This window comes from Pseudarthrobacter siccitolerans (assembly GCF_030823375.1).
In the GTDB taxonomy this organism is placed as follows: domain Bacteria; phylum Actinomycetota; class Actinomycetes; order Actinomycetales; family Micrococcaceae; genus Arthrobacter; species Arthrobacter siccitolerans_A.
On record NZ_JAUSXB010000001.1, the window covers coordinates 3,057,655 to 3,079,398 of the forward strand.

General features: G+C 64.6%; 14 protein-coding genes and 1 pseudogene. 11 read left to right on the forward strand and 4 right to left on the reverse strand.

The features are described from left to right. Positions 1-9 precede the first annotated feature (9 nt). Positions 10-942: a LysR family transcriptional regulator gene (locus tag QFZ36_RS14200; RefSeq protein WP_306637528.1), complete on the reverse strand. Its 933-nt coding sequence runs from the start codon at positions 940-942 to the stop codon at positions 10-12. A gap of 159 nt (positions 943-1,101) precedes the next feature. Here QFZ36_RS14200 and QFZ36_RS14205 point away from each other — a divergent pair, with 159 nt between their 5' ends. The 6 genes and pseudogenes from QFZ36_RS14205 to QFZ36_RS14230 all read left to right on the forward strand — a co-directional run bounded on the left by QFZ36_RS14205 (position 1,102) and on the right by QFZ36_RS14230 (position 11,181). Beyond that, positions 1,102-2,406, forward strand: a complete 1,305-nt coding sequence (locus QFZ36_RS14205) for an aromatic ring-hydroxylating oxygenase subunit alpha (RefSeq protein ID WP_306637529.1) — start codon at positions 1,102-1,104, stop codon at positions 2,404-2,406. After that, positions 2,403-3,818 carry a ferredoxin reductase gene (locus tag QFZ36_RS14210; RefSeq protein WP_306637531.1) on the forward strand — a complete coding sequence of 472 codons (1,416 nt, stop codon included), beginning with the start codon at positions 2,403-2,405 and terminating at the stop codon, positions 3,816-3,818. The genes QFZ36_RS14205 and QFZ36_RS14210 overlap by 4 nt, the downstream gene beginning before the upstream one ends. Positions 3,819-4,077: 259 nt before the next feature. Then, the gene (locus QFZ36_RS14215) at positions 4,078-5,994 is read left to right on the forward strand and encodes a BCCT family transporter (protein ID WP_306637533.1); all 1,917 of its coding nucleotides are present in this window, start codon (positions 4,078-4,080) and stop codon (positions 5,992-5,994) included. A gap of 3 nt (positions 5,995-5,997) precedes the next feature. Beyond that, positions 5,998-6,927, forward strand: a complete 930-nt coding sequence (gene purU, locus QFZ36_RS14220) for a formyltetrahydrofolate deformylase (RefSeq protein ID WP_306637535.1) — start codon at positions 5,998-6,000, stop codon at positions 6,925-6,927. Between the two features lie 39 nt (positions 6,928-6,966). Then, positions 6,967-9,474, forward strand: a complete 2,508-nt coding sequence (locus QFZ36_RS14225) for a GcvT family protein (protein WP_306637537.1) — start codon at positions 6,967-6,969, stop codon at positions 9,472-9,474. A gap of 193 nt (positions 9,475-9,667) precedes the next feature. Beyond that, a pseudogene (locus QFZ36_RS14230) lies at positions 9,668-11,181 on the forward strand (DUF222 domain-containing protein). A gap of 153 nt (positions 11,182-11,334) precedes the next feature. Here QFZ36_RS14230 and QFZ36_RS14235 read toward each other — a convergent pair. The 3 genes from QFZ36_RS14235 to QFZ36_RS14245 form a co-directional block, all read right to left on the reverse strand. Beyond that, positions 11,335-13,689: an FdhF/YdeP family oxidoreductase gene (locus QFZ36_RS14235; protein ID WP_306637538.1), complete on the reverse strand. Its 2,355-nt coding sequence runs from the start codon at positions 13,687-13,689 to the stop codon at positions 11,335-11,337. Positions 13,690-13,800: 111 nt separating this feature from the next. Then, positions 13,801-14,421, reverse strand: coding sequence for an MBL fold metallo-hydrolase (locus tag QFZ36_RS14240; RefSeq protein ID WP_306637540.1), 621 nt, complete (start codon positions 14,419-14,421; stop codon positions 13,801-13,803). Then, positions 14,418-15,524 carry an S-(hydroxymethyl)mycothiol dehydrogenase gene (locus tag QFZ36_RS14245; protein ID WP_306637542.1) on the reverse strand — a complete coding sequence of 369 codons (1,107 nt, stop codon included), beginning with the start codon at positions 15,522-15,524 and terminating at the stop codon, positions 14,418-14,420. Before QFZ36_RS14245 ends, QFZ36_RS14240 begins: the two co-directional genes overlap by 4 nt. Positions 15,525-15,976: 452 nt before the next feature. Between QFZ36_RS14245 and QFZ36_RS14250 the strand changes: the two genes are divergently transcribed. The 5 genes from QFZ36_RS14250 to QFZ36_RS14270 all read left to right on the forward strand — a co-directional run bounded on the left by QFZ36_RS14250 (position 15,977) and on the right by QFZ36_RS14270 (position 21,717). Continuing rightward, positions 15,977-17,332: an MFS transporter gene (locus QFZ36_RS14250; protein WP_306637544.1), complete on the forward strand. Its 1,356-nt coding sequence runs from the start codon at positions 15,977-15,979 to the stop codon at positions 17,330-17,332. A 57-nt stretch (positions 17,333-17,389) separates the two neighbouring features. Then, positions 17,390-18,643: an aminopeptidase P family protein gene (locus QFZ36_RS14255; protein ID WP_306637546.1), complete on the forward strand. Its 1,254-nt coding sequence runs from the start codon at positions 17,390-17,392 to the stop codon at positions 18,641-18,643. A gap of 83 nt (positions 18,644-18,726) precedes the next feature. After that, positions 18,727-19,527, forward strand: coding sequence for an IclR family transcriptional regulator (locus QFZ36_RS14260; RefSeq protein ID WP_306637547.1), 801 nt, complete (start codon positions 18,727-18,729; stop codon positions 19,525-19,527). Positions 19,528-19,644: 117 nt separating this feature from the next. Further along, on the forward strand, positions 19,645-20,370 hold the full coding sequence (locus QFZ36_RS14265; protein WP_306637549.1) for a GTP cyclohydrolase II: 726 nt from the start codon (positions 19,645-19,647) through the stop codon (positions 20,368-20,370). 33 nt (positions 20,371-20,403) lie between these two features. Next, entirely contained in the window at positions 20,404-21,717 is a 1,314-nt protein-coding gene (locus QFZ36_RS14270) for an acyl-CoA dehydrogenase family protein (RefSeq protein WP_306637550.1), read from the forward strand. Positions 21,718-21,744 lie beyond the last annotated feature (27 nt).

The window sequence follows — 21,744 nt, forward strand, 5'->3', positions numbered from 1 at the left end:
TACCAGCGCTCAGAGATCCTCTTCGAGCCGGCTGGTGAGGATCCGGTTGGCGTTGGCCTGGAGGATGCCGAGCGACTCCTGGATCAGGGGTGAGGCGATGCTGCCCCTGCGGACGGCGGCGACAATGCGGCGCGTGGGTTTCGCCTTACCGGTGATGCGTAGCCGAACCACGTTTTCGGCGCCATGCAAGGGCGCCAGCCGGGGCAGCAGGCCGACGCCCAGCCCCGCGCCCACGAACGCGATGTGGGTTTCCCATTCAACGGCTTCATGGGCAATCCGCGGTGTCACTCCGACTGCCGTGAACGCCGCCGTGAAGAGGGAATGGTAGGTGGAACCGGCGGACTCTGTGATCCAGGGTTCCGATGCCAGTTCTTCAAGGGTCGCTGTTTCCCGTGATGCCAGCGGATGGTCACCGGGAATGATGACGTCCAGTGGATCGTCGAGCAGGACTCTCTGCTCGAAGCGCGGATCGTCCTCACCATAACTGTCGGACTGCATAGCGACAATGACTGCAAGGTCGATTCGTTCCGCAATCAACAAGTCGAAGCAGCGGGCCGGATCAGCCTCAAGAACCTGCACCTCCAGAAGGGGGCGTGTTGAGCGCAGGGTGGCCGCCAGCGGCGCAAGCAAGTGGGCGGCTGCAGAGGAGAATCCGCCGAGGCCAAAGTGGGGCTGCACCTGGTCGCCGGCCTCCATGGCTGCGGCGCGAAGGCTCTCCCACTGGGCAATGAGGGGATCCGAGCCCGCCACGAGAAAGCGGCCCGTGGCGGTCAGCCGCACACCCCGGCCGTCCTTCGTCAGCAGCTGCATTCCAAGCACACGCTGGAGCTCCCGCAATTGCGCGGAGACGGCGGAGGGAGAATAACCGGTGAGCTCCGCGGTTGCGCCAATAGTGCCACACCGGGCAAACACCCGAAGTGTTATGAGCCGTGGATCGATCATGCATCTATTGTGCATGGTTATCTTCAAAATCTTGCGCTTTTGTTGCAGCTCCTGTGACCCTAATCTCATCATTACAAGTACTTCGACCATGCCGTTAGCACCCGCGCGCAGCCATGGCCACCGCAACACCCACTACCCATGCCTCCCGGGAGGAAACCCATGACTGCTTCAGTGAACGTGCCCCTCAATTCACGCGGAAAACTCGCTGCATCCTTGCCTGCCGAGCAGCTGGCAGAAATTGCCGCGTTGTTTGAGTTCCGTCGCACCGGCTACTCCCTCGATGCCCCCTTCTACACGGATCGCTCCATCTTCAACATCGACATGGAGGCCATTTTCGGCCAGCACTGGATCTTTGCCGCCAGCACGGCCGAACTGCCGGAGCCGGGCGACTACGTCACCGTCGACTACGGGCCCTACTCCCTGATTGTGCTGCGCAACGACGACGGTGCCGTGAACGTCCTGCACAACGTATGCCGCCACCGCGGCGCCCGCGTTCTCACCGAAGCTGCCGGCTCAACCGGAAACCTGGTCTGCGGCTACCACTCCTGGACCTACTCCCCGGAGGGCAATTTGATCCATGCCTCCGCGCCGGGGGAAACGAAGTTCGACAAGAGCTGCTTCGGCCTCAAGCGCGCCCATGGCCGCGAGGTCGCCGGACTCATCTTCGTCTGCATTGCCGATGATGCGCCGACGGACTTCGACGAAACGGCAAAGATCTTTGAGCCCTACCTGGCGCCCCACGAGCTCTCGAAGACAAAAATTGCCTACCAGCAGAACATCATCGAAGAGGGCAACTGGAAGCTCGTCATGGAGAACAACCGTGAGTGCTACCACTGCGACGGGCACCCCGAGCTCGCCTGCTCCCTCTTCCCCACTTGGGGCCTGACGGAGGGCCTGATCCCGCCCCATCTTCAGGAAGTGTGGGACCGGAACAAGGAGGCCCAGTCCTCCCTCGAGGAGCGTTGCCGCCGCTACGGCCTTCCCTACGAGGTGGTCGAGCAGCTTGACACGCGCATCGCGGGAATCCGTATCTCACGGGAATCACTCGATGGAGACGGAGAATCATTCTCCGCGGACGGGCGGAGGCTTTCCAAGAAGCTGCTGGGTGATTTGCCCGACTTCCGCCTTGGCCGCTGCTCGATGCACCTGCAGCCCAACAGCTGGTTCCATTTCCTCGGCGACCACGTCATCACGTTCGGTGTCTTCCCCATCAACGAACACCAGAGCCTCGTACGCACCACTTGGCTGGTGGCTGACGACGCTGTTGAAGGCGTCGACTACGACCTGGAGAAGCTCACCTACACCTGGAAGCAAACGAACCTGCAGGACAAGGCGTTCGTGGAGCTGTGCCAGCAGGGCGCCGGCAGTCCCGCCTACGAGCCCGGTCCCTACATGAAGAGCGAATACCAGGTCGAGGCATTCATCAACTGGTACGTGCAGCGCGTGCAGGAGCACTTGGCATGATTGAACTCCTCACTGAAACGGCAATCCAGGAACCACAGCGTATTCGCGGTCTTGAGATGCCGTGGAACAGGGTGATGGGAAGCCCTGGGACACCTGCACGGGCAGCCCGTGCGCTGGGCCCATGGCACCCGCAGGAGTTCATGGCCGAATGCGTCGAGACCGTTCCCGAGGCCGGCGCCATGATGACCTTCGTGTTCCGCCGGTGCGACGGTGCGCCCCTGGCGTTCCGAGCCGGCCAGTACGTGAACGTCGCATTTCCCGTGAATGGCGAGGACCAGGAACCCGTGGACCGAAGCTACTCGCTGTCCAGTTCGCCCACCGAGCCGTGGACCTTCAGCATTACCGTCAAGTGCGATCCCACGGGACTGGTCTCGCCCTGGGTGCACGAGAACGTCAAACCCGGCACGGTTCTTGAGATGCTGGGACCGGTGGGAGCATTCCACCTGCCCGACGCCGACCGGCGGGCACGGTATCTCCTGCTTGCTGCCGGCGCAGGCATCACTCCCATCATGTCCATGGTGCGGACCATCCACTCCCTGCCCGGACACGCCGATGTTGTGGTGCTCTACCACGGCTCGGATGCCGGGGGCTTTGCCTTCCACCGGGAACTGGCCTATATCGCCTCCGTGGACTCGCGCGTCAAGGTCTACTACTCCCTGGGCGACCGCAGCGTACCGGAGGGGTGGGAAGGGCTCAGTGGAAGGCTGACGGCGGCCATGCTCGACGAGGTGGCCCCCGATGCCAACGGCCGCCAGGTGTACGCGTGTGGTCCCGAGGGTTACCTGAACACCGCCACCGAGCTCCTCCAGAAGGTCGGCGTCGATGACACTTCCATATACATGGAGTTCTTCTCGGGAGACCGCCAGACGCTCCTGGAATACCAGGCAGAGGTGGCGTTTGCAGCCGACGTCGCGGAGGAGATCGCCGAGGAGATCGCCGACTCTGCCGAGGACTATTTTGAAAGCCAGCCCGCCGCGTTCGGGCTCTACGAGCCTGGCTACGACGCCGACGGGACTCTGCAGGCCTCGGGGCTGCCGCTGGAAATCAGCGACCCGGAGGCACCCCGCTCCGACCCCGCCGTCGACAGCCCGGGCATGGAGCCGGAAGCCGGTTCCCCTGACGCCTCGAGCTTCGGCACGGTGGGGACAGGCAGCCTCACCATGTCCTTCATGCGTACCGGCATCAATGTGCGGATCGACCCCACGGAGCGCATCCTCGAGGTGGCCCAGCGTGCGGGCGTCAGGATTGGCGCGAACTGCAAGGAAGGCATGTGCGGCTCCTGCAAGGTCGTCAAGCTTTCAGGGGAGATCGACATGAACCACCAGGGCGGGATCCGGGCGCGGGAAATCTCTGCGGGCAAGTTCCTGCCCTGCTGCTCCACGGCGCAGACGGACCTGGTTATCGATGCCTAGCCCCTGTTCCCGCCCAATGTCAAGGCGCAGCCGGAATCCCTGAAATAGGGCTGAAGACTTCAGAAAAACCTTGACACGGAAGTGTGGTCCGGGCCACTCTGTTGCTTATTGCGAGACGTGTTGATCTTTACGGAACAACTGCCACGATGGAAGCAAAGCTGATTTTGATTATTGAATGCCAGGAAGCCCCGATCTTCCGCCCGGCTTGGGGACGCCGGAGTACAGCGTCAGCGCATGAATTCAAACCAAAGGACTTGACATGGCTTTGAACAGCGACATCCGCACGGATGCCCAAACCCCCCTTGAGCTGGAGGAACTCCTTCCTGCACCGGAGAACTCTCCTTCCTCCCACGACTCACACGACGCGGAGGACACCGAACAAATCATGCAGGAACTCCGCCAGACCAAGGCCGAACAGGCTGTGGCACAACGGCGGAACCGCAAGCTCACCCTCGACAAGGCCACCTTCGGCATCACCGGTGTCCTCGCCCTGGCCTTTGTGGCCTGGGGCTTCCTGGGCCGGGACAGCCTGGCCGCCACCTCAACAGCCGCCCTCGACTGGGTGATGGAATACACCGGCTGGCTCTTTATGGTCCTGGCCTCCTTGTTCGTTGTCTTTGTCCTCTGGCTGGCCCTGGGCAAATGGGGCAACATTCCCCTCGGCAAGGACGGTGAAAAGCCGGAGTTCCGGACCATTTCATGGATCGCCATGATGTTTGCGGCCGGCATGGGCATCGGCCTGATGTTCTACGGTGTGGCCGAGCCGCTCTACCACTACATCTCTCCGCCACCCGGAACGGTGGACGGGCGGACACCCGCGGCCATCCAGACCGCCATGGCAACCTCCATCTTCCACTGGACCCTGCACCCCTGGGCAATGTACGCCGTCGTCGGAATTGCCATGGCCTACGGCACCTACCGGCTGGGCCGCCGCCAGTTGATCTCCGCAGCGTTCACGTCGCTGTTCGGCATCAGGACGGTGGAAGGGCCGGTAGGCAAGTTCATCAACATCCTGGCGATCTTCGCCACCCTTTTCGGTACCGCCGCTTCATTGGGCCTGGGCGCACTTCAGATCGGCAGCGGCCTGACGTCCAACGGGTGGATCGGTGAAGTCGGCACCCCCATCCTGGTGGCCATCGTTGCCGTCCTGACGGCCTGCTTCGTGGCCTCGGCCGTCTCCGGCATCAGCCGCGGCATCCAGTGGCTGTCCAACATCAACATGGTCCTGGCCGTGGTCCTGGCGCTCATCGTCTTCATCGCCGGGCCCACCCTGTTCATCCTCAACCTCATTCCCGCCGCAGTAGGCGACTACGTCAGGGACCTGGCCGAGATGTCCTCGCGGACCGAAGCAGTGGGGGACGAGGCGCTGCGCACCTGGATGTCCGGCTGGACCATCTTCTACTGGGCCTGGTGGGTTTCCTGGACGCCGTTCGTGGGCATGTTCATCGCCCGCATCAGCCGCGGCCGCACCATCCGCCAGTTCGTGACCGGCGTCCTGCTGGTCCCCAGCATCGTCAGCGTCATCTGGTTCGGCATCTTCGGCGGCACGGCGTTCCACGTCCAGCAGGAAGCGGACAAGGCGGGTACTCCCGGCCTCGTGTCCATGGCCAGCGGGTCGCCGTCCATCGACTTCGACGGCGCACTGTTTGACCTGGTCCGCAACATGTCCATGCCTGCCTGGCTCACCGCAGCCGTTGTGGTCCTGGCCATGGTGCTGGTGGCCATCTTCTTCATCACCGGAGCCGACTCCGCCTCGATCATCATGGCGTCCCTGAGCTCCAACGGGTCCTCCGACCCGAAGCGCGGCCTGGTCATCTTCTGGGGCCTGCTCACCGGCGCAGTAGCCGCCGTGATGATGCTGGCCGGTGGCGATGAACCGTCGGAGGCGCTTTCCGGCCTGCAGCGGATCACCATCGTGGCGGCCCTGCCGTTCGTGCTGGTCATGCTGCTGCTGTGCTTCGCCCTGGTCAAGGACCTGCGCCGTGACCCGCTGTCCCTCCGGCGCCGGCTCGCGGACTCCGTAGTGGAGCGCGCCATTCGAAGCGGCGTGGACCAGCACGGCGGCGTCCAGTTCGATCTCGTTACCAAGCATCAATGTGATCAGCGCTGTCCGGACGACGGCCGCTGCCCGGCTTCCCCCGCTGACACCCAAGCCCTCGTAAAGAACCAGGAGTAGACCATGACCGCAGTCCTCGAAGGCCGCCCCACCGGTAACGTGACGGTGGAGGCCGGCGACGTTGCCGGCGTCCGCGGTACCGACACCGCACAGTACGTCCTTACGCTTGCGTGCCCGGAGCGCCCCGGAATCGTCCGGGCCATCACCGCATTCCTCGCTGACCGCGGCTTCGACATTGTTGAACACCAGCAGTTCGATGACCACATCAGCGGCAAGCTCTACCTGCGCACGGCCTTCACTCCGGGAGACAAGGAAGTTTCCGCGGAAGGCCTCAGCGCGGAGTTCGCCGCCGTCGCCGATGAGTTCGGCATGGAATTCGCCATCCACGACGGCCGCCCCCAGCGCCTGCTGGTGATGGTTTCAAAGTTCGGCCACTGCCTCAACGACCTCATTTTCCGCTGGCGCGCCGGCAGCCTGGGTGCGGAGATCGCCGTCGTGGTGTCCAACCACGAGGACCTTCGCTCCATGGCGGAGGCCGCGGGGCTGCCCTTCATCCACGTCCCGGTAACGGCCGCTACCAAGCCCGAAGCTGAAGCGCGCCTGCTGGAACTGGTGGAGGAGTACAACGCCGACCTCGTGGTCCTGGCCCGCTACATGCAGGTCCTGTCCAATGACCTATGCGCCAGCCTCCGCGGCCGGGCCATCAACATCCACCATTCGTTCCTGCCAGGCTTCAAGGGTGCCAAGCCGTACCACCAGGCCTATGACCGCGGCGTGAAGCTCATCGGAGCCACGGCGCACTACGTCACCGCAGACCTGGACGAAGGCCCGATCATCGAGCAGGAAGTGTTCCGGGTGGACCACAGCCTGGACCCGAACGCACTGGTCACGGTAGGCAGGGACGCCGAATCCCAGGCGCTGTCCCGGGCAGTCAAGTGGCACTCCCAGCACCGGGTGCTGCTCAACAACACCCGCACCGTCGTCTTCCGCTAACGCCAACGCCCGCCACGCAAAACAGGAGAAACAACACCCATGAGCGCATCACCACGCGTTGTCATTATCGGCGCCGGCATTGTCGGAACGAACCTTGCCGACGAACTCGCCACCCGCGGCTGGACCAACATCACGGTGGTGGAACAGGGCCCGCTGGAACTTGCCGGCGGCTCCACGTCGCACGCGCCGGGCCTGGTGTTCCAGAACAACCCGTCACGGACCATGACCGAATTCGCCACCTACACGATTAACAAGCTGCTGGCACTGAGCAAGGACGGCCAGTCCTGCTTCAACCAGGTGGGCGGCCTGGAACTGGCAACCACCCCCGAGCGCCTGGCCGACCTCACGCGCAAGATGGGCGTGATGACCTCCTGGGGCGTCGAAAGCCGGATCGTCGATGCCGACGAATGCGAAAAGATCTACCCCCTCCTGAACACCGGCAAGCTCACCGGCGGCCGCGAAGTCCTGGGCGGCCTGCTCATCCCCACCGACGGCCTGGCCCTGGCCGCCCGCGCCGTGCAGCTGCTGATCGAGCGCTCCAGCGAGCGTGGCGTAACCTTCCTCGGCTCTACTACGGTGACCGGCATCGCCCAGGAGGACGGCAAGGTGACCGGCGTCGAAACCGATAACGGGCTGATCCCGGCGGACATCGTGGTGTCATGCGCAGGTTTCTGGGGCCGTGAACTCGGCAAGATGGTGGGCCTGGAAGTCCCGCTGCTGCCGCTGGGCCACCAGTACGCCGTCAGCACCCCGTTGCCCGAACTCGAGGGCGTCAACGAGCTTCCCAAGGGTGCGAGCAAGCCCATCCTGCGCTACCAGGACAAGGACCTGTACTACCGCGAATGGGGCGACCGCATCGGTATCGGAAGCTACGCCCACCGTCCCATGCCGGTGGATATGTCCGCCCTGCCAAAGGTTTCCGCAGAGGAAATGTCGGACCACCGCATGCCCTCCCGGCTGGATTTCACCCTGGAAGACTTCCTGCCCGCTTGGGAGGACAGCCAGGACCTGCTGCCGGCGCTGCGCAACTCCGCGATCGAGGACGGGTTCAACGGCATTTTCTCCTTCACCCCCGACGGCGGCCCGCTCATGGGCGAGGCGCCCGACCTCGAAGGCCTGTTCGTGGCCGAAGCCGTCTGGGTCACGCACTCAGCCGGCGTGGCCAAGGCAATGGCGGAGCTGCTGGTGGAAGGCCGGTCCCGCACTGACCTGCACGGCTGCGAGCTGACCCGTTTCGAGAAGGTACAGACGTCCGACGCGTACGTCAGCGAGACGTCCCAGCAGAACTTCGTGGAAATTTACGACGTCATGCACCCGCTGCAGCCCAGGGAATCCCCGCGGGACCTGCGCGTCAGCCCGTTCAACGTCCGGCAGAAGGAGCTGGGGGCGTTCTTCCTGGAGTCCGCCGGCTGGGAGCGGCCGCACTGGTTCGAGGCCAACCGCGGCCTGCTTGAGCAGCTGCCGGAGGAATGGCAGACGCCGGAGCGTGACGACTGGTCAGCCATGTTCTCGTCCCCCATATCGGCGGCCGAGGCGTGGAAGACGCGTACCGCCGTCGGACTTTTCGACATGACGCCGCTGAAGCGGCTCTCCGTGGTGGGCCCGGGCGCGGAGGCGCTGCTGCACCGGCTCAGCACGGGCAACATTGCCAAGAAGCCGGGTGCCGTGACGTACTGCCTGCTGCTGGAGCACGACGGCGGCATCCGCAGTGATGTGACTGTCGCACGGCTGGCGGAGGAAGACTTCCAGCTGGGCGTCAACAGCAACGTGGACTTCGATTACCTGCGGGTGGAGGCGCGGAAGCAGTCCGCCGCCGATCCCTCCCAGTGGGTGCATGTCTCGGACATCACCGGCAGCACTTGCTGCATCGGGCTGTGGGGGCCGCTGGCCCGCGAGGTGATCGGCAAGGTCAGCTCCGACGACCTGACCAACGACGGCCTGAAGTACTTCCGGACCAAGGAAATCTCCGTGGGCGGCATCCCGGTCACGGCCATGCGGCTGTCCTACGTGGGTGAACTCGGCTGGGAGCTCTACACCACCGCCGAGTACGGGCTGAAGCTGTGGGACCTGTTGTTCGAGGCAGGCCGGGAGCACGGCATCATCGCCGCCGGCCGTGGCGCGTTCAACAGCATGCGCCTTGAGAAGGGCTACCGGCTGTGGGGCACAGACATGACGTCGGAGCACCACCCGTACGAGTCCGGCCTGGGCTTCTCCGTGGCCAAGGACAAGACGGGCTTCGTGGGTGCTGAGGCCCTGGCGGCCCGCAAGGAGCAGCCGGCCACGCGTGCGCTGCGGTGCCTGACGGTCGACGACGGCACGTCCCTCGTGCTGGGCAAGGAACCGGTGTACGTGAACGGCTCAGCCGCCGGGTACGTTACGAGCGCTGCCTACGGCTACTCGGTGCGCAAGCCGATCGCCTACGCCTGGCTGCCGGCTTCGGTGACCGAGGGCGACTCGGTTGAGGTGGAGTACTTCGGGAAGCGCATCGCCGCCACCGTCACGCCTGAACCCCTCTTCGACCCGGGCATGGAGCGCCTCCGCGGCTAGCGGTGGTTGAGCAGGCTCCGGTGGTTGAACAGGCCCCGAACCGGTGGTCGAGCTTCTCGAAACCCCGCTCCCGAAACCCGGGGCCGTACCGGTGGTTGCGAAACCTGCTGTCGAAAACCGGGGTCCCCGAACAGGGGACCTCGGTTTTCACATGTGCCCCCGGAATGTCGTACCCCCTTGTCATGATGGGTTTATGGGGAAAGCGGCGGTGGCTAAGGCGTTTGAGGACATCAAGGCCGCTCTTGCTGTGCTCAATGCCGAGGTGGATGAGTGTGGTTCGGAGCCGTTCGCCGATGCTGATCCGCTGGCCGGACCGGCTGATGGGTGCCTGGACATTCTTGCCGGGGCGCGGGTGGTGGAGGCCGGGTTTGCGGGTCTGAAGGCCCGGGCTGCCGTGACGTATGCGGACACCGCCAAGGTCATAGCGGCGGACGCGCCGGTGCAGGCGCAGGAAATGGCTGTCGCCGCGGAAATCGGCTGCCTCCTGGCCCTCGGTTCCCGGGCAGCGGGTGCGTTCCTGGCCGCGTCCCATGCCCTGTGCAAGGAGTTGCCGCCCACCCTTTCGGCGTTGCAGTCCGGGACGATTACCTGGCAGCATGCCCTGGCCATGGTGGATGAAACGGCCAGCCTTGACCCCGCCGGTGCGGCGGCCCTGGAAGCGTATTTCCTGGATCCGGATGTGTACAGGCCGCCCGCGGCTGCGCCGATCGGGGAGATGCCGGCGTACCGGTTCAAAGCTAAGGCCAGGAACTGGCGGGAACGGCACCATGCCGAGTCCATCGAAAAGCGCCATGCCAAGGGCATCGCCGACCGGCGGGTGGAGTACCGGCCGGAGCAGGACGGCATGGCCTGGCTCTCGGCCTACCTGCCTGCCCACCATGCTTTGGCGGGCTGGAACCGGCTCACGGCCATCGCACGGGGGATGCAGGGACCGGACGAGCCCCGTACCCTCACTCACTTGAAGGCCGACAACTTCACCGAGGCGATTCTTGGCACCGGCAACCACTCCGGGTGTGCCGGTGCAGGTGGCAGCGACGGAACCCTAACTCTGCCCGGCAACGGCATCGATGCGGAAACCGGCCCCGATGCGGCGGCTGGCCCATCATCGGGGATCCGGGCGCAGGTGCTGGTCACCGTGCCGGTATTCTCCCTCCTGGGATTAACGGACGAGCCAGCAATGCTGGACGGGTATGGTCCGATCCCGCCGTCGATGGCGCGCAAACTCGTAGAAGGCGGCGCCTCCTCGTTCTACCGGGTGCTCGTTGATCCGAGGGACGGGGCGCCACTGGAGATCGGCCGGACAAAGTACCGGATCAGTCAAGCCATGCGGAACTGGCTTAGGTTGCGGGATGGCAAATGCCCCTTTCCGGGATGCAGCAACAATTCGCTCGACAACGAAGCCGACCACATCCTCGCCTGGCATCAAGGCGGCACCACCGGAATATCGAATCTGGGACAGCCCTGCCCCAAACATCACCGGTTACGGCATACCAGCGGCTGGAAACCCACCCGGCCACCAAAACCGCACCACCCGGCTGGACCTCACCCACCGGCAGGCACTACAAAAGCGAACACCAGGACTGGGAACCACCAGAATGGCCAAACCAGCTGCAGGCGGTGTCCGGGGACCCGCCCGATTTTGTCTACATCGGGATCTCTCCAGGCGAAGAAAGCCTGGAGCGGTTCCTGCACGCCCCACCCGCCTGACTCGCCGCGGAGTTTCGACGGGCTCAACCACCGGGTTCAGTGATGCTCAACCATCGCGCGGCTAAACACCGACGGCGACACCTGGCATTTGCCGGATGTCGCCGTCGTCGTTCTTGCCCCGAAGGGAGGATCTTCGAAAGGGCAGTAGCAGTATCAGCTCACTGCGGCCGGCTCCAGCTCCTCCGCAGCCACCGCATCAGCGGTTTCCGCCACGTGTGGCGTGAACCTGACGAACATGGCCTTGAAGCCCGGGGTGTTGGACTCCCGCGCCACGTTTTCCTTGTGGACCAGGGCGTTGGCTTCGGGGAAGTATGCGGCGGCGCAGCCCTTCGCGGTGGGGTAGGCCACCAGGCGGAACCTGTCCGCCGTCCGGTCGTGCCCGCGGAAGGTGCTGACCACGTCCACGAGATCGCGGTCTTCGAATCCGAGCTCGGCCAGGTCTTCAGGGTGGATGAGGATCACCCGGCGGCCGCCGGAGATGCCGCGGTACCGGTCATCCAGGCCGTAGAACGTGGTGTTGTACTGGTCGTGGCTGCGGATGGTCTGGAGCACCAGGTGCCCGTCCGGCGGCGTCAGATACTCAAGGGGGCTGACTGTGAAGCGGCCGCGGCCAATATCCGTTTTGAATGACCGGGTGTCGCGCGGCGGGTTGGGCAGCACGAACCCGTTTTTGGTCCGGACCCGGGCGTTGAAGTCTTCGAAGCCGGGGAGGACGCGTTCGATGTGGTTGCGGATCACGTCGTAGTCCTCGGCCATGGCTTTCCAGTCCACTGAGTGGTCCGGGCCGAACGTCGCCTCAGCCATCCGCGCCACGATCACGGGCTCCGCGAGCAGGTGCTCGGAGACCGGCGTGAGCCTGCCCTGCGTGGAGTGCACCACGGACATGGAGTCCTCTACGGACAGGAACTGGGCGCCCTTGGGGTGCTTGTCGTCCTTGTCCGTCCGGCCCAGGGTGGGCAGGATCAGCGAGGTGCGGCCGTGGACGATGTGGGAGCGGTTGGGTTTAGTGGAGATGTGGACGGTCAGGCCGATCCGCTGCATCCCGGCTTCGAGGGTTTCGGTGTCCGAGCAGGCGAGGGAGAAGTTGCCACCCATGGACACAAAGACGTCCACTTCGTCGCGTTCGAACGCTTCCATGGCTTCGACGGCGTCGTAGCCGTGGTGCCGCGGGGACTGGATCCCGAACTCGTTGTCCAGCGCTTCGAGCAGCCATTCCTTGGGTTTTTCCCAGATGCCCATCGTCCGGTCGCCCTGGACGTTGGAGTGCCCGCGGACCGGGCACGCGCCCGCGCCGGGCTTGCCGAAGTTGCCCTGCAGCAGCAGGACGTTGACCATTTCCTTGATGGTGTCCACCGAGTGCGGCTGCTGCGTCACGCCCAAGGCCCAACAGAAGATGGACGCCTTTGACTTGATCAGCATCCCGGCAACAGTCTCGATCTGGGCCCGGGTGAGGCCGGTAGCCTTTTCCGTCTCGGCCCAGTCCAGCCTGGCGCGGGCCTGGCGGTAGGCCTCGAACCCGTCCGTCTGCGCCTCCACAAAGGAACGGTCGACGACGGTCCCCGGGTTCTGCTCCTCGGCTTCCAGAAGCAGGTGGCCCAGCGCCTGGAACAGGGCCAGGTCCCCGCCCACCTTGATCTGCAGGTATTCGTCAGCCAGCGGGGTGCCGCCGCCCACCACCCCGGAGACGGTCTGCGGGTCCTTGAAGTTGAACAGGCCCGCCTCAGGCAGTGGGTTGACTGCCACCACCTTGCCGCCCTTGTCCTTGCATTCCTTCAGGGCGGACAGCATGCGGGGATGGTTGGTGCCGGGGTTCTGCCCCACCACAAAGATCAGCTCCGCGTCGTGGATGTCATCCAAAGACACGGTGCCTTTACCAATGCCGATAGTGGGGTTCAGCGCCGAACCGGAGGACTCGTGGCACATGTTGGAGCAGTCCGGCAAATTGTTGGTGCCCAGGGCCCGGGCGAACAGCTGGTACATAAACGCTGTCTCGTTCGCGGTCCGGCCTGAAGTGTAGAAAACGCACCGGTCAGCCGTTGTTGCCCGGACATGTTCACCGATCAGCTCAAACGCGTCCGCCCAGGAGATCGGCGAATAGTGCGTTTCACCCGCCCGGATCACCACCGGTTCACTGAGGCGGCCCTGGTTGCCCAGCCAGTACTCGGTCTTCGTGGAAAGTTCAGCGATCGAGTGCTTGGCCCAGAACTCAGCGCCAACGGTGCGGAGGGTGTTCTCCTCCGCCACAGCCTTGGCACCGTTCTCGCAGAACTCGGCCGCCTTCCGCTTCTTGTCCGACTCCGGCCAGGCGCAGCCCGGGCAGTCGAACCCGCCCCGCTGGTTCAGGCGCAGCAACGACTGCGCGGTCCTGGTCACCCCGGCCTGGGCCACCGCGCGTTCCAGCGCCACCATCACAGCCTTAACACCGGCCGCCTCGGTTTTGGGCTTGTGGACGGAAAGATCGTCCTCGTTGATGTCCGCGACAGGTGCGGGCTGCTTACCGAACTTCATCGTTCCAACTTCCTTACCGGCAACTACGTGTTGCTTTTTGAATCCAACGCCAGCGAAGGCGCGCCAGGCTTTCCTGTCGCGCCCCGCCGGCACTGTTGTTTGAATTCGTGACTACTGCGAAACCTTCGCCAGGGTTTCCTGCTCCGCGGCGATGGTGGTGTCGTCGCCGTGGCCGGTGCGGACCACCGTTTCGGCCGGGAGCGTCAGCAGCCGTCCGCGAATAGAGGTGAGGATGGTGGGGTAGTCGCTGTAGGAACGCCCCGTCGCACCCGGCCCGCCGTTGAAGAGCGTGTCCCCGGTGAACACCGTTCCTTCGCTCTCGAGGTAGAAGCACGTGGAGCCGGGGGAGTGGCCCGGTGTATGGATGGCCTTGAGTGTCGCCCCGGCCACCTCAAAGACGTCGCCGTCGTGCAGTTCATGGTCCGGCTTTGCATCCGGGTAGACCTGCTCCCAGAGGACAAGGTCTTCCGGGTTCAGGTAGATCGGTGCGCCGACGGCGTTCGAGACCTCGCGTGCGGCGCCGATGTGGTCGTTGTGCGCGTGGGTCAGCAGGATGGCGAGGACCTTCCGGCTACCGACCTGCCGGATGATCGCGGTGGCGTCATGCGGGGAGTCGATGATCACGCACTCCTCGTCATTGCCCACGATCCAGACGTTGTTGTCCACGTCCCAGGTGCCGCCGTCGAGCGAAAACGTCCCCGAGGTGACCAGGTTTTCGATCCGGACACTCATGCGGTAGCTCCCGCTGCGTGCAGTTCAACAACCGAGCGGAGGACCTTGCCCTCGTGCATCTTCTCGAAAGCTTCCTCCACCTGCTCGATGCTGATGCGCTCCGAGACAAAGGCCTCCAGGTCCAGGTTGCCCTGCTTGTAGTGCTGGACAAGCATGGGGAAGTCGCGGGACGGCAGGCAGTCGCCGTACCAGGAGGACTTCAGCGACCCGCCGCGGCCGAAGACGTCCAGCAGGGGCAGTTCCAGCGTCATGTCCGGCGTCGGGACGCCTACCAGGACCACGCGGCCGGCGAGGTCGCGGGCGTAGAAGGCCTGCTTGTAGGTTTCGGGACGTCCGACGGCGTCAATCACCACATCCGCCCCGTTGCCTCCGGTGAGGGCGCGGATTGCCTCGACAGCGTCTTCCTGCCGGGAGTTCACGCCATGGGTGGCGCCGAGGGACTTTGCCATCTCGATCTTGTTCTCGTCGATGTCCACGGCGATGATCGTCGTCGCGCCGGCAAGCTTCGCACCGGCGATCGCGGCGATGCCCACACCGCCGCAGCCGATCACGGCCACCGACTCGCCACGCTTGACCTCACCGGTGTTGATGGCGGCACCGATGCCGGCCATTATGCCGCAACCCAGCAGCCCGACGGCGGCTGCGTCCACTTCAGGGTCGACCTTGGTGCACTGTCCTGCGGCCACCAGGGTCTTTTCGGCGAAGGCGCCGATGCCCAGGGCAGGCGAGAGCTCAGTGCCGTCCTCCAGGGTCATCTTCTGGGTGGCGTTGGCGGTGTTGAAACAGTATTGCGGCTGGCCCTTCGCGCACGCCCGGCACTGCCCGCACACGGCACGCCAGTTCAGGATCACCCGGTCACCCGGGGCTACTTCCGTGACGCCGGGGCCCACGGCACTGACCACTCCGGTGGCCTCGTGGCCAAGCAGGTACGGGAAGTCATCGCCGATGCCGCCCTGCTTGTAGTGCAGATCGGTGTGGCAAACGCCGCAGGTCAGGATGTCCACCAGCGCCTCACCGGGGCCGGGATCCGGCACCAGGATGGTCTCCAACGACACCGGGGCATTCTTCTCCCTGGCAATGACTGCTTGAACTTTATGCACCATTCGCTGGTGTTCCTTTCATCGGTCCCGGGACTTTGGGCGGCGCTCCTTAGCGGTCCACAGCCAACCCGTGTTCTACGTTCTCATACCGCAGATCCAAGCACAGGCAGCGGATACTTCGTTCGCCCGCTATTGCGTATTACACAACGGAACTCACATGACGCGTACTCGAAATATGTCAGCCGTCACACGGGGTGTCAATAGAAATGCCAAGTGCTACGTCCGGCCAGTTGAGCCTCCTGCACCGACTGAGTTTGCTGAATGCAACCTGAGTTCTTCTACTGCAACGCCAGCCGCAATTCTCGAGCAATCCAAGGCGCGCGCCTCGGGCTGACCCGCATGGTTAGATTCGGACCGATCCTCATCAGCAGTAGCCATTGACTGTGGTCCCCATCACGCTTAGTCTATTGCAACAGCGTTGCGCTGAATGCAACCACAACAACTTTGGTGGATACATGAGTAACGAAACTTCCTCCGCGGCCCGCGCCCAAGGCCATCGTTCGGAGCTGCAAGGCCTGAATTCCGCTGACACTGCCGTCAGCAAGGAAACGCGCCGCCGGGTTATCGCGGCCAGCTTCATTGGAAACTTTGTCGAATGGTTCGACTACGCCGTTTACGGCTACCTGGCCGTCACCATCGCGGCAGTCTTTTTCCCTGAGTCCGATCCGCAGGCCGGGCTCCTACTGACCTTTGCCCTGTTTGCAGTCTCGTTCCTGGTGCGCCCGCTCGGTGGCTTTGTGTGGGGGCACATCGGAGACCGGGTAGGCAGGCGGACCGCCCTCTCACTGTCCATCCTGATCATGTCCGGGGCCACGTTCTGCATTGCCCTCATCCCCGGATATGCCACGATCGGACTCTGGGCTCCCGTCCTGCTCCTGATCGTCAGGGTGGTCCAGGGCTTCTCCGCCTCCGGTGAATATGCGGGTGCGTCTGCCTTCCTGGTGGAGTACGCACCGGCCAACCGGCGCGGCCTGTATGCCGCCGTCGTTCCCGCCAGCACGGCGGCCGGACTGCTCCTCGGTTCGCTGCTCGCCGGCCTTCTGACTACCCTGCTCAGTTCCGAAGCGATGCACGGCTGGGGCTGGCGGCTGCCTTTCCTGCTGGCCGCCCCGATGGGCCTGATCGGCCGGTATATCCGGACAAAGCTCGAAGACACACCGGTGTTCCGGGAACTGGAGGCCGAAGACCACGCTGCGAAGGCGCCTGTCTCCAACCTCTTCCGGAACCACTGGCGGCAGCTGCTCCAGGCTGTCGGGGCCGTGCTGCTCAACGCCGTGGGCTTCTACGTGATCCTCAGCTACATGCCCACCTACTTGTCCTCCGAGCTTGGCCTGGGTGCCACCGAGTCGTTCCTTGCCACTACTGTCGCCCTGGTCACGTACATCGGCTTCATCTTCCTGACCGGCATGCTCTCGGACCGGTATGGCCGCAAGAAGGTACTGCTCGCCGCTTCCATCAGCTTCATCCTGCTGACGGTGCCGGCGTTCGCCCTGCTCGGAACGGGCAACTTCCTGGTGATCGTCCTGGTCCAGATCCTGCTCGGGGCCATGCTCACCCTCAATGACGGCACCCTCCCCAGTTTCCTGGCGGAGATGTTCCCCACCAGGGTCCGCTACAGCGGCTTCGCGGTCAGCTTCAACCTCTCCAACGCCCTGTTCGGGGGAACTGCCCCGTTTATGGCAACCCTCCTGATCGCCGCCACAGCCAGTGACCTGGCGCCGGCTTGGTACCTCGTCGCTGCCGCCGTGATTTCCCTGGTTGCCGTCGCTCTGTCCAGGGAAACCTGCAAAGAGCCCCTGCGCCACGAATAGCTTCCCTCCCAAACCACCCGTACAAAAAGAAACGCACCAAAGAAAGGCATCACCACGATGACCATCACCACCGAGAACGCAACGTCCGTCGCCGAACTGGAGCGCCTGAAGGTCCTCAAGAACGGTGAAAAGGTCAGCCTCACCTTCTCTGATGCCGAGTTCGAGCGCCGCCTCGCCGGTCTCCGCCGCATCATGGTCGAGAAGGACCTGGACGCCGTTGTCCTCACCAGCTACCACTCGATCAAGTACTACTCCGACTTCCTCTTCACCTACTTCGGCCGGTCCTACGGCATGGTGGTCACCAAGGATGACACCGTCACCGTCACCGCGAACATCGACGCCGGAATGCCATGGCGCCGCAGCTTCGGCGACAACATCGTCTACACCGACTGGCGCCGGGATAACTACATCTTCGCGATTCAGGAAGTCCTGCGCACCCGTGGCGTCAACGTTCGCCGGCTCGGCGTCGAAGACGATTCCCTGCCGCTGGACAACCGCAACAAGATCCAGGCCGCGTTCCCGTCCGCAGCCCTGGTGGACGTCGCCCAGGCCGCGATGCGCCAGCGCATGATCAAGTCCGCCGAGGAAATCGAAGTGATCAAGCACGGTGCACGCATCGGCGACCTGGGTGGCGAGGCCATCCGCAGCGCCATCACCGCGGGCATTACCGAATACGAGGTGGCCCTGATCGGCACCGAGGCCATGGTCCATGAGATTGCCCGGACCTTCCCCAACTCCGAGATCCGCGACACCTGGGTTTGGTTCCAGTCCGGCCTCAACACCGACGGCGCGCACAACTGGGCCACCACCCGCAGGATCCAGGAGCACGACATCCTGTCCCTGAACTGCTTCCCCATGACCTCCGGCTACTACACCGCCCTCGAACGCACCCTGTTCTACGGCGAACCCGACGCCCGCTCCCTGCAGTTGTGGAACATCAACGTCGAGGTGCACAAGCGCGGCCTGGAACTGATCAAGCCCGGCGCCGTCTGCAAGGACATCGCCGCTGAGCTGAACGAGATCTACGTCAGCCACGGTCTGCTGGCCAACCGCACCTTCGGTTACGGGCACTCCTTCGGCGTCCTGAGCCACTACTACGGCCGCGAGGCCGGGCTTGAACTCCGCGAGGATATCGATACGGTGCTGGAACCGGGCATGGTGGTCTCCATGGAGCCGATGATCACCGTGCTGGACGGCCAGCCGGGCGCCGGCGGCTACCGCGAGCACGACATCCTGGTGGTGGGGGAAGACGGCGCGGAGAACATCACCAAGTTCCCGTTCGGCCCCGAGTACAACATCATCGGCGCCTGACCGCGGCAGTACCCATAGCCGAAGCGGCGCCGGCACCGCGCCGGCGCCGCTTTCGGCCTCACTAGGGAATGATGGTCTACATCATGAGCACAACAGAATCCGAGACCACAGGCACCGGCGACACCAAAGGCGCTTCCGTCATCGTCAACGCGGTGGCCGTCCTGCGGACCTTCACGGCAGATGAACCCCTCCTCGGGGTCACCGAGATCGCCAACCGCGTAGGGCTGCACAAAAGCACCGTCTCCAGGATCCTGGCCACCTTCGAACAGGAACACCTGGTGGAACGCGACGCCGAAACCCGCCGGTTCCGGCTGGGGCTCGGGCTGATTGCCGTGGCAGGACCCCTGCTGGCAGAGCTGGAGGAGCGCCGTGTTGCCTACCCTGTGCTCCGCGAGCTGTCCGAACAGACCGGTGAAACCAGTGCCCTGATGGTGTGGAGCGGCGACGAATCAATTTGCGTGGAGCAGATCGCCAGCCACCACCAGATCAAGCACACCACACCGCTGGGCGCCCGTTACGGCGACGCCTTCAGTGCTTCAGTCCAGGTTTTCCTCGCCCAGGAACCCGAACTTCGCGTCCGTTCCCTCCTCAGCAGCGGCGCCATCACGTACCCCGGCCTGGATGAACCCAGCCTGGACGCCTACCTTGTCAGGCTGAAGGACGACGCCCGGCGGGGCTGGGCCATCAACTACGGCGAAACCTCCATCGACGAAGTGGGGGTGGCGGCACCTGTCTATGACCATCGCGGGGAGGTGGTGGCCGCCGTGTTGATCCCGGCACCGCGGTTCCGGGTGTCGCAGGACCGCCTGCAGGCGCTCGGCGAATCCTGCGCCGCCGCGGCAGCGAAGGTGACCGCCCGCCTGGGCGGTACCGGCAAGAAATAGGAGCGCCTGGGCAGGCCACACACGAAGTTCCGCGGTCAATTCCACCCCAAGGCTTGAAGCTTCAAGTGATCAGGCGTAAGCTTGGTTGAAGCTTCAATCAACTTTGAGGGAATCAACATGACCGCTACTCTTGACCACCATGTCTCCAGCCATACCGGCGCCGCCCACCGGTGGAGCCGGGTAACAGGGCAGGGCCAGGTAACAGCGCAGAGCAGGGTAACAGTCCGGAGCCAGGTCACGGTGCCGCTGCGCTTCAATGACGGATTCGCTGTGACTGCCGACGTCCTGACCTTCCACGGACTGGCAGATGGCAAAGAACACCTGCTGCTCGCGCTGGGTGAATGGGAACAGGCGCTGCTGCAGCAGGGTTCCGGGAGCCCGGCACCCCTGGTCCGCCTCCACAGCGAATGCCTGACCGGCGATGTCTTTGGCAGTGAACGCTGTGACTGCGGGCCCCAGTTGCGCGAAGGTGTCGAAGCAGTTTCAGCCGCCGGCGGGTTTCTCCTCTACCTCCGGCAGGAGGGCCGGGGAATCGGCCTGTACGCCAAACTGGATGCCTACGCGCTCCAGGACACCGGCATGGATACCTACGAAGCCAACGTTGCTTTGGGGCATGGCGAGGATGAACGGGACTACACCGCTGCCGCCCAGATGCTCTCCGTCCTGGGCGCGAACTCCATCCGCCTGCTGAGCAACAACCCGGACAAGGCCGCGCAACTCACCGCCCACGGCATCAGCGTCAGCGAGCAGGTCCCCACCGGAGTGCACCTCTCGGCCGCAAACCACCGGTACCTGGCGGCCAAGCGGGACCATACCTCCCACACGCTGAACCTGCCAGCCTGAACCGCTGCCTCAAAGTCCCGGACAGGACACGAAATGACAATCTTTCTTGACGACGTCGCCGTGGATGCAGCGCCCGCCATTGACGCCGGCCTCCGCGCCCTTAGCGAGGCATACGCCACCTCAACCCAGGTGCTCGTGGAGGCGGGGCCGCCGTCGCACATCCCAACTCACGACGAAATGCTCGCCCGCGTGGATGCCCTCATTCCCCGGCTGCGGGAGCGGGCGGAGGAGACGGAACGCCTTCGGCGCATCCCCGGGAGCACGGTGGCTGAGGTGAAGGAAGCGGGCGTCTTCAAGATCCTTGCGCCCAAGGGTGTGGGCGGATACGGCATGGGCCTGGAAACCTACGTCGAGGTGGTGCGCCGGCTCGCGCTGGGCTGCCCCTCCACTGCCTGGAATGTAGGACACCTGATCGAGCACGTCTGGATGCTCGCACGCTGGCCCCAGGCGGCCCAGGATGAAGTCTTCGCCGCGGGCCCCGCCCCTCTGGCCGCTGCCACCGGCGCGCCGCCCGGTGCCGCCGAAAAGGTGCCCGGCGGCTTCCGCATCACCGGCCGTTGGAGCTTCGCCTCAGGCGTACTGCACTCACAATGGGCACTGCTGGCGGTAGAACATAACGGGCCCGGGCACAACGAAGTACGCCTGCAGTGCCTTGTTCCCATCGGGGACGTCGAGGTGCTGGACACCTGGCACACGGCCGGCCTCAGGGGGACCGGGAGCAATGACATCCACGCCGACGGCCTGTTTGTGCCCGCCTACAGAGCCCTGGAATGGCCGCTGCTGGCAGCCCCGGACAATCCCGGCAGCCGAATCCACCCGGACCCGCTGATCCATACGCCCATGGCCACCCTTCTGAACATCGTTGCGCCATCCACCGCCCTGGGGGCCGCCGAACATGCCCTGGAACTTTTCCGTGAACAGATGCTGAAGCGCAAGGTCAAAAACACGGCGGAGAACCGGCAGGCTGATTCGCCCCTGGCCCAGGCGCGGTTTGCGCAGGCCTACGGCCTGGTCACTACCGCGCGGCTGCATTGGGCAGAAGCGGTGCGGCTCGTGGCGGCGTCCCACCGGCGCCGGCAGGGGGCCGCGTCAGTCAAAGGAATGGCAGAGGAGGAAAGGGCCCAATACCGGCTGTCCTTTGCCCTGAGCGGCGAGGCATCCGCGCAGGCCGTCTCCATGATCATGGCGGGCTCCGGCGGCAGCGCACACCGGCTTTCGCATCCCCTTCAACGGATCCAGCGCGATGTGGGCGTCCTGCTCAACCATCCAACGCTGGCCACCGACCCCATCCTTGAGCAGGCGGGCCGCGGCCTCCTCGGCCTGGGCCTGACCGTCCCCAGCTTCTAGCCGGGGGCAGCCCACGTAGACTTGCAT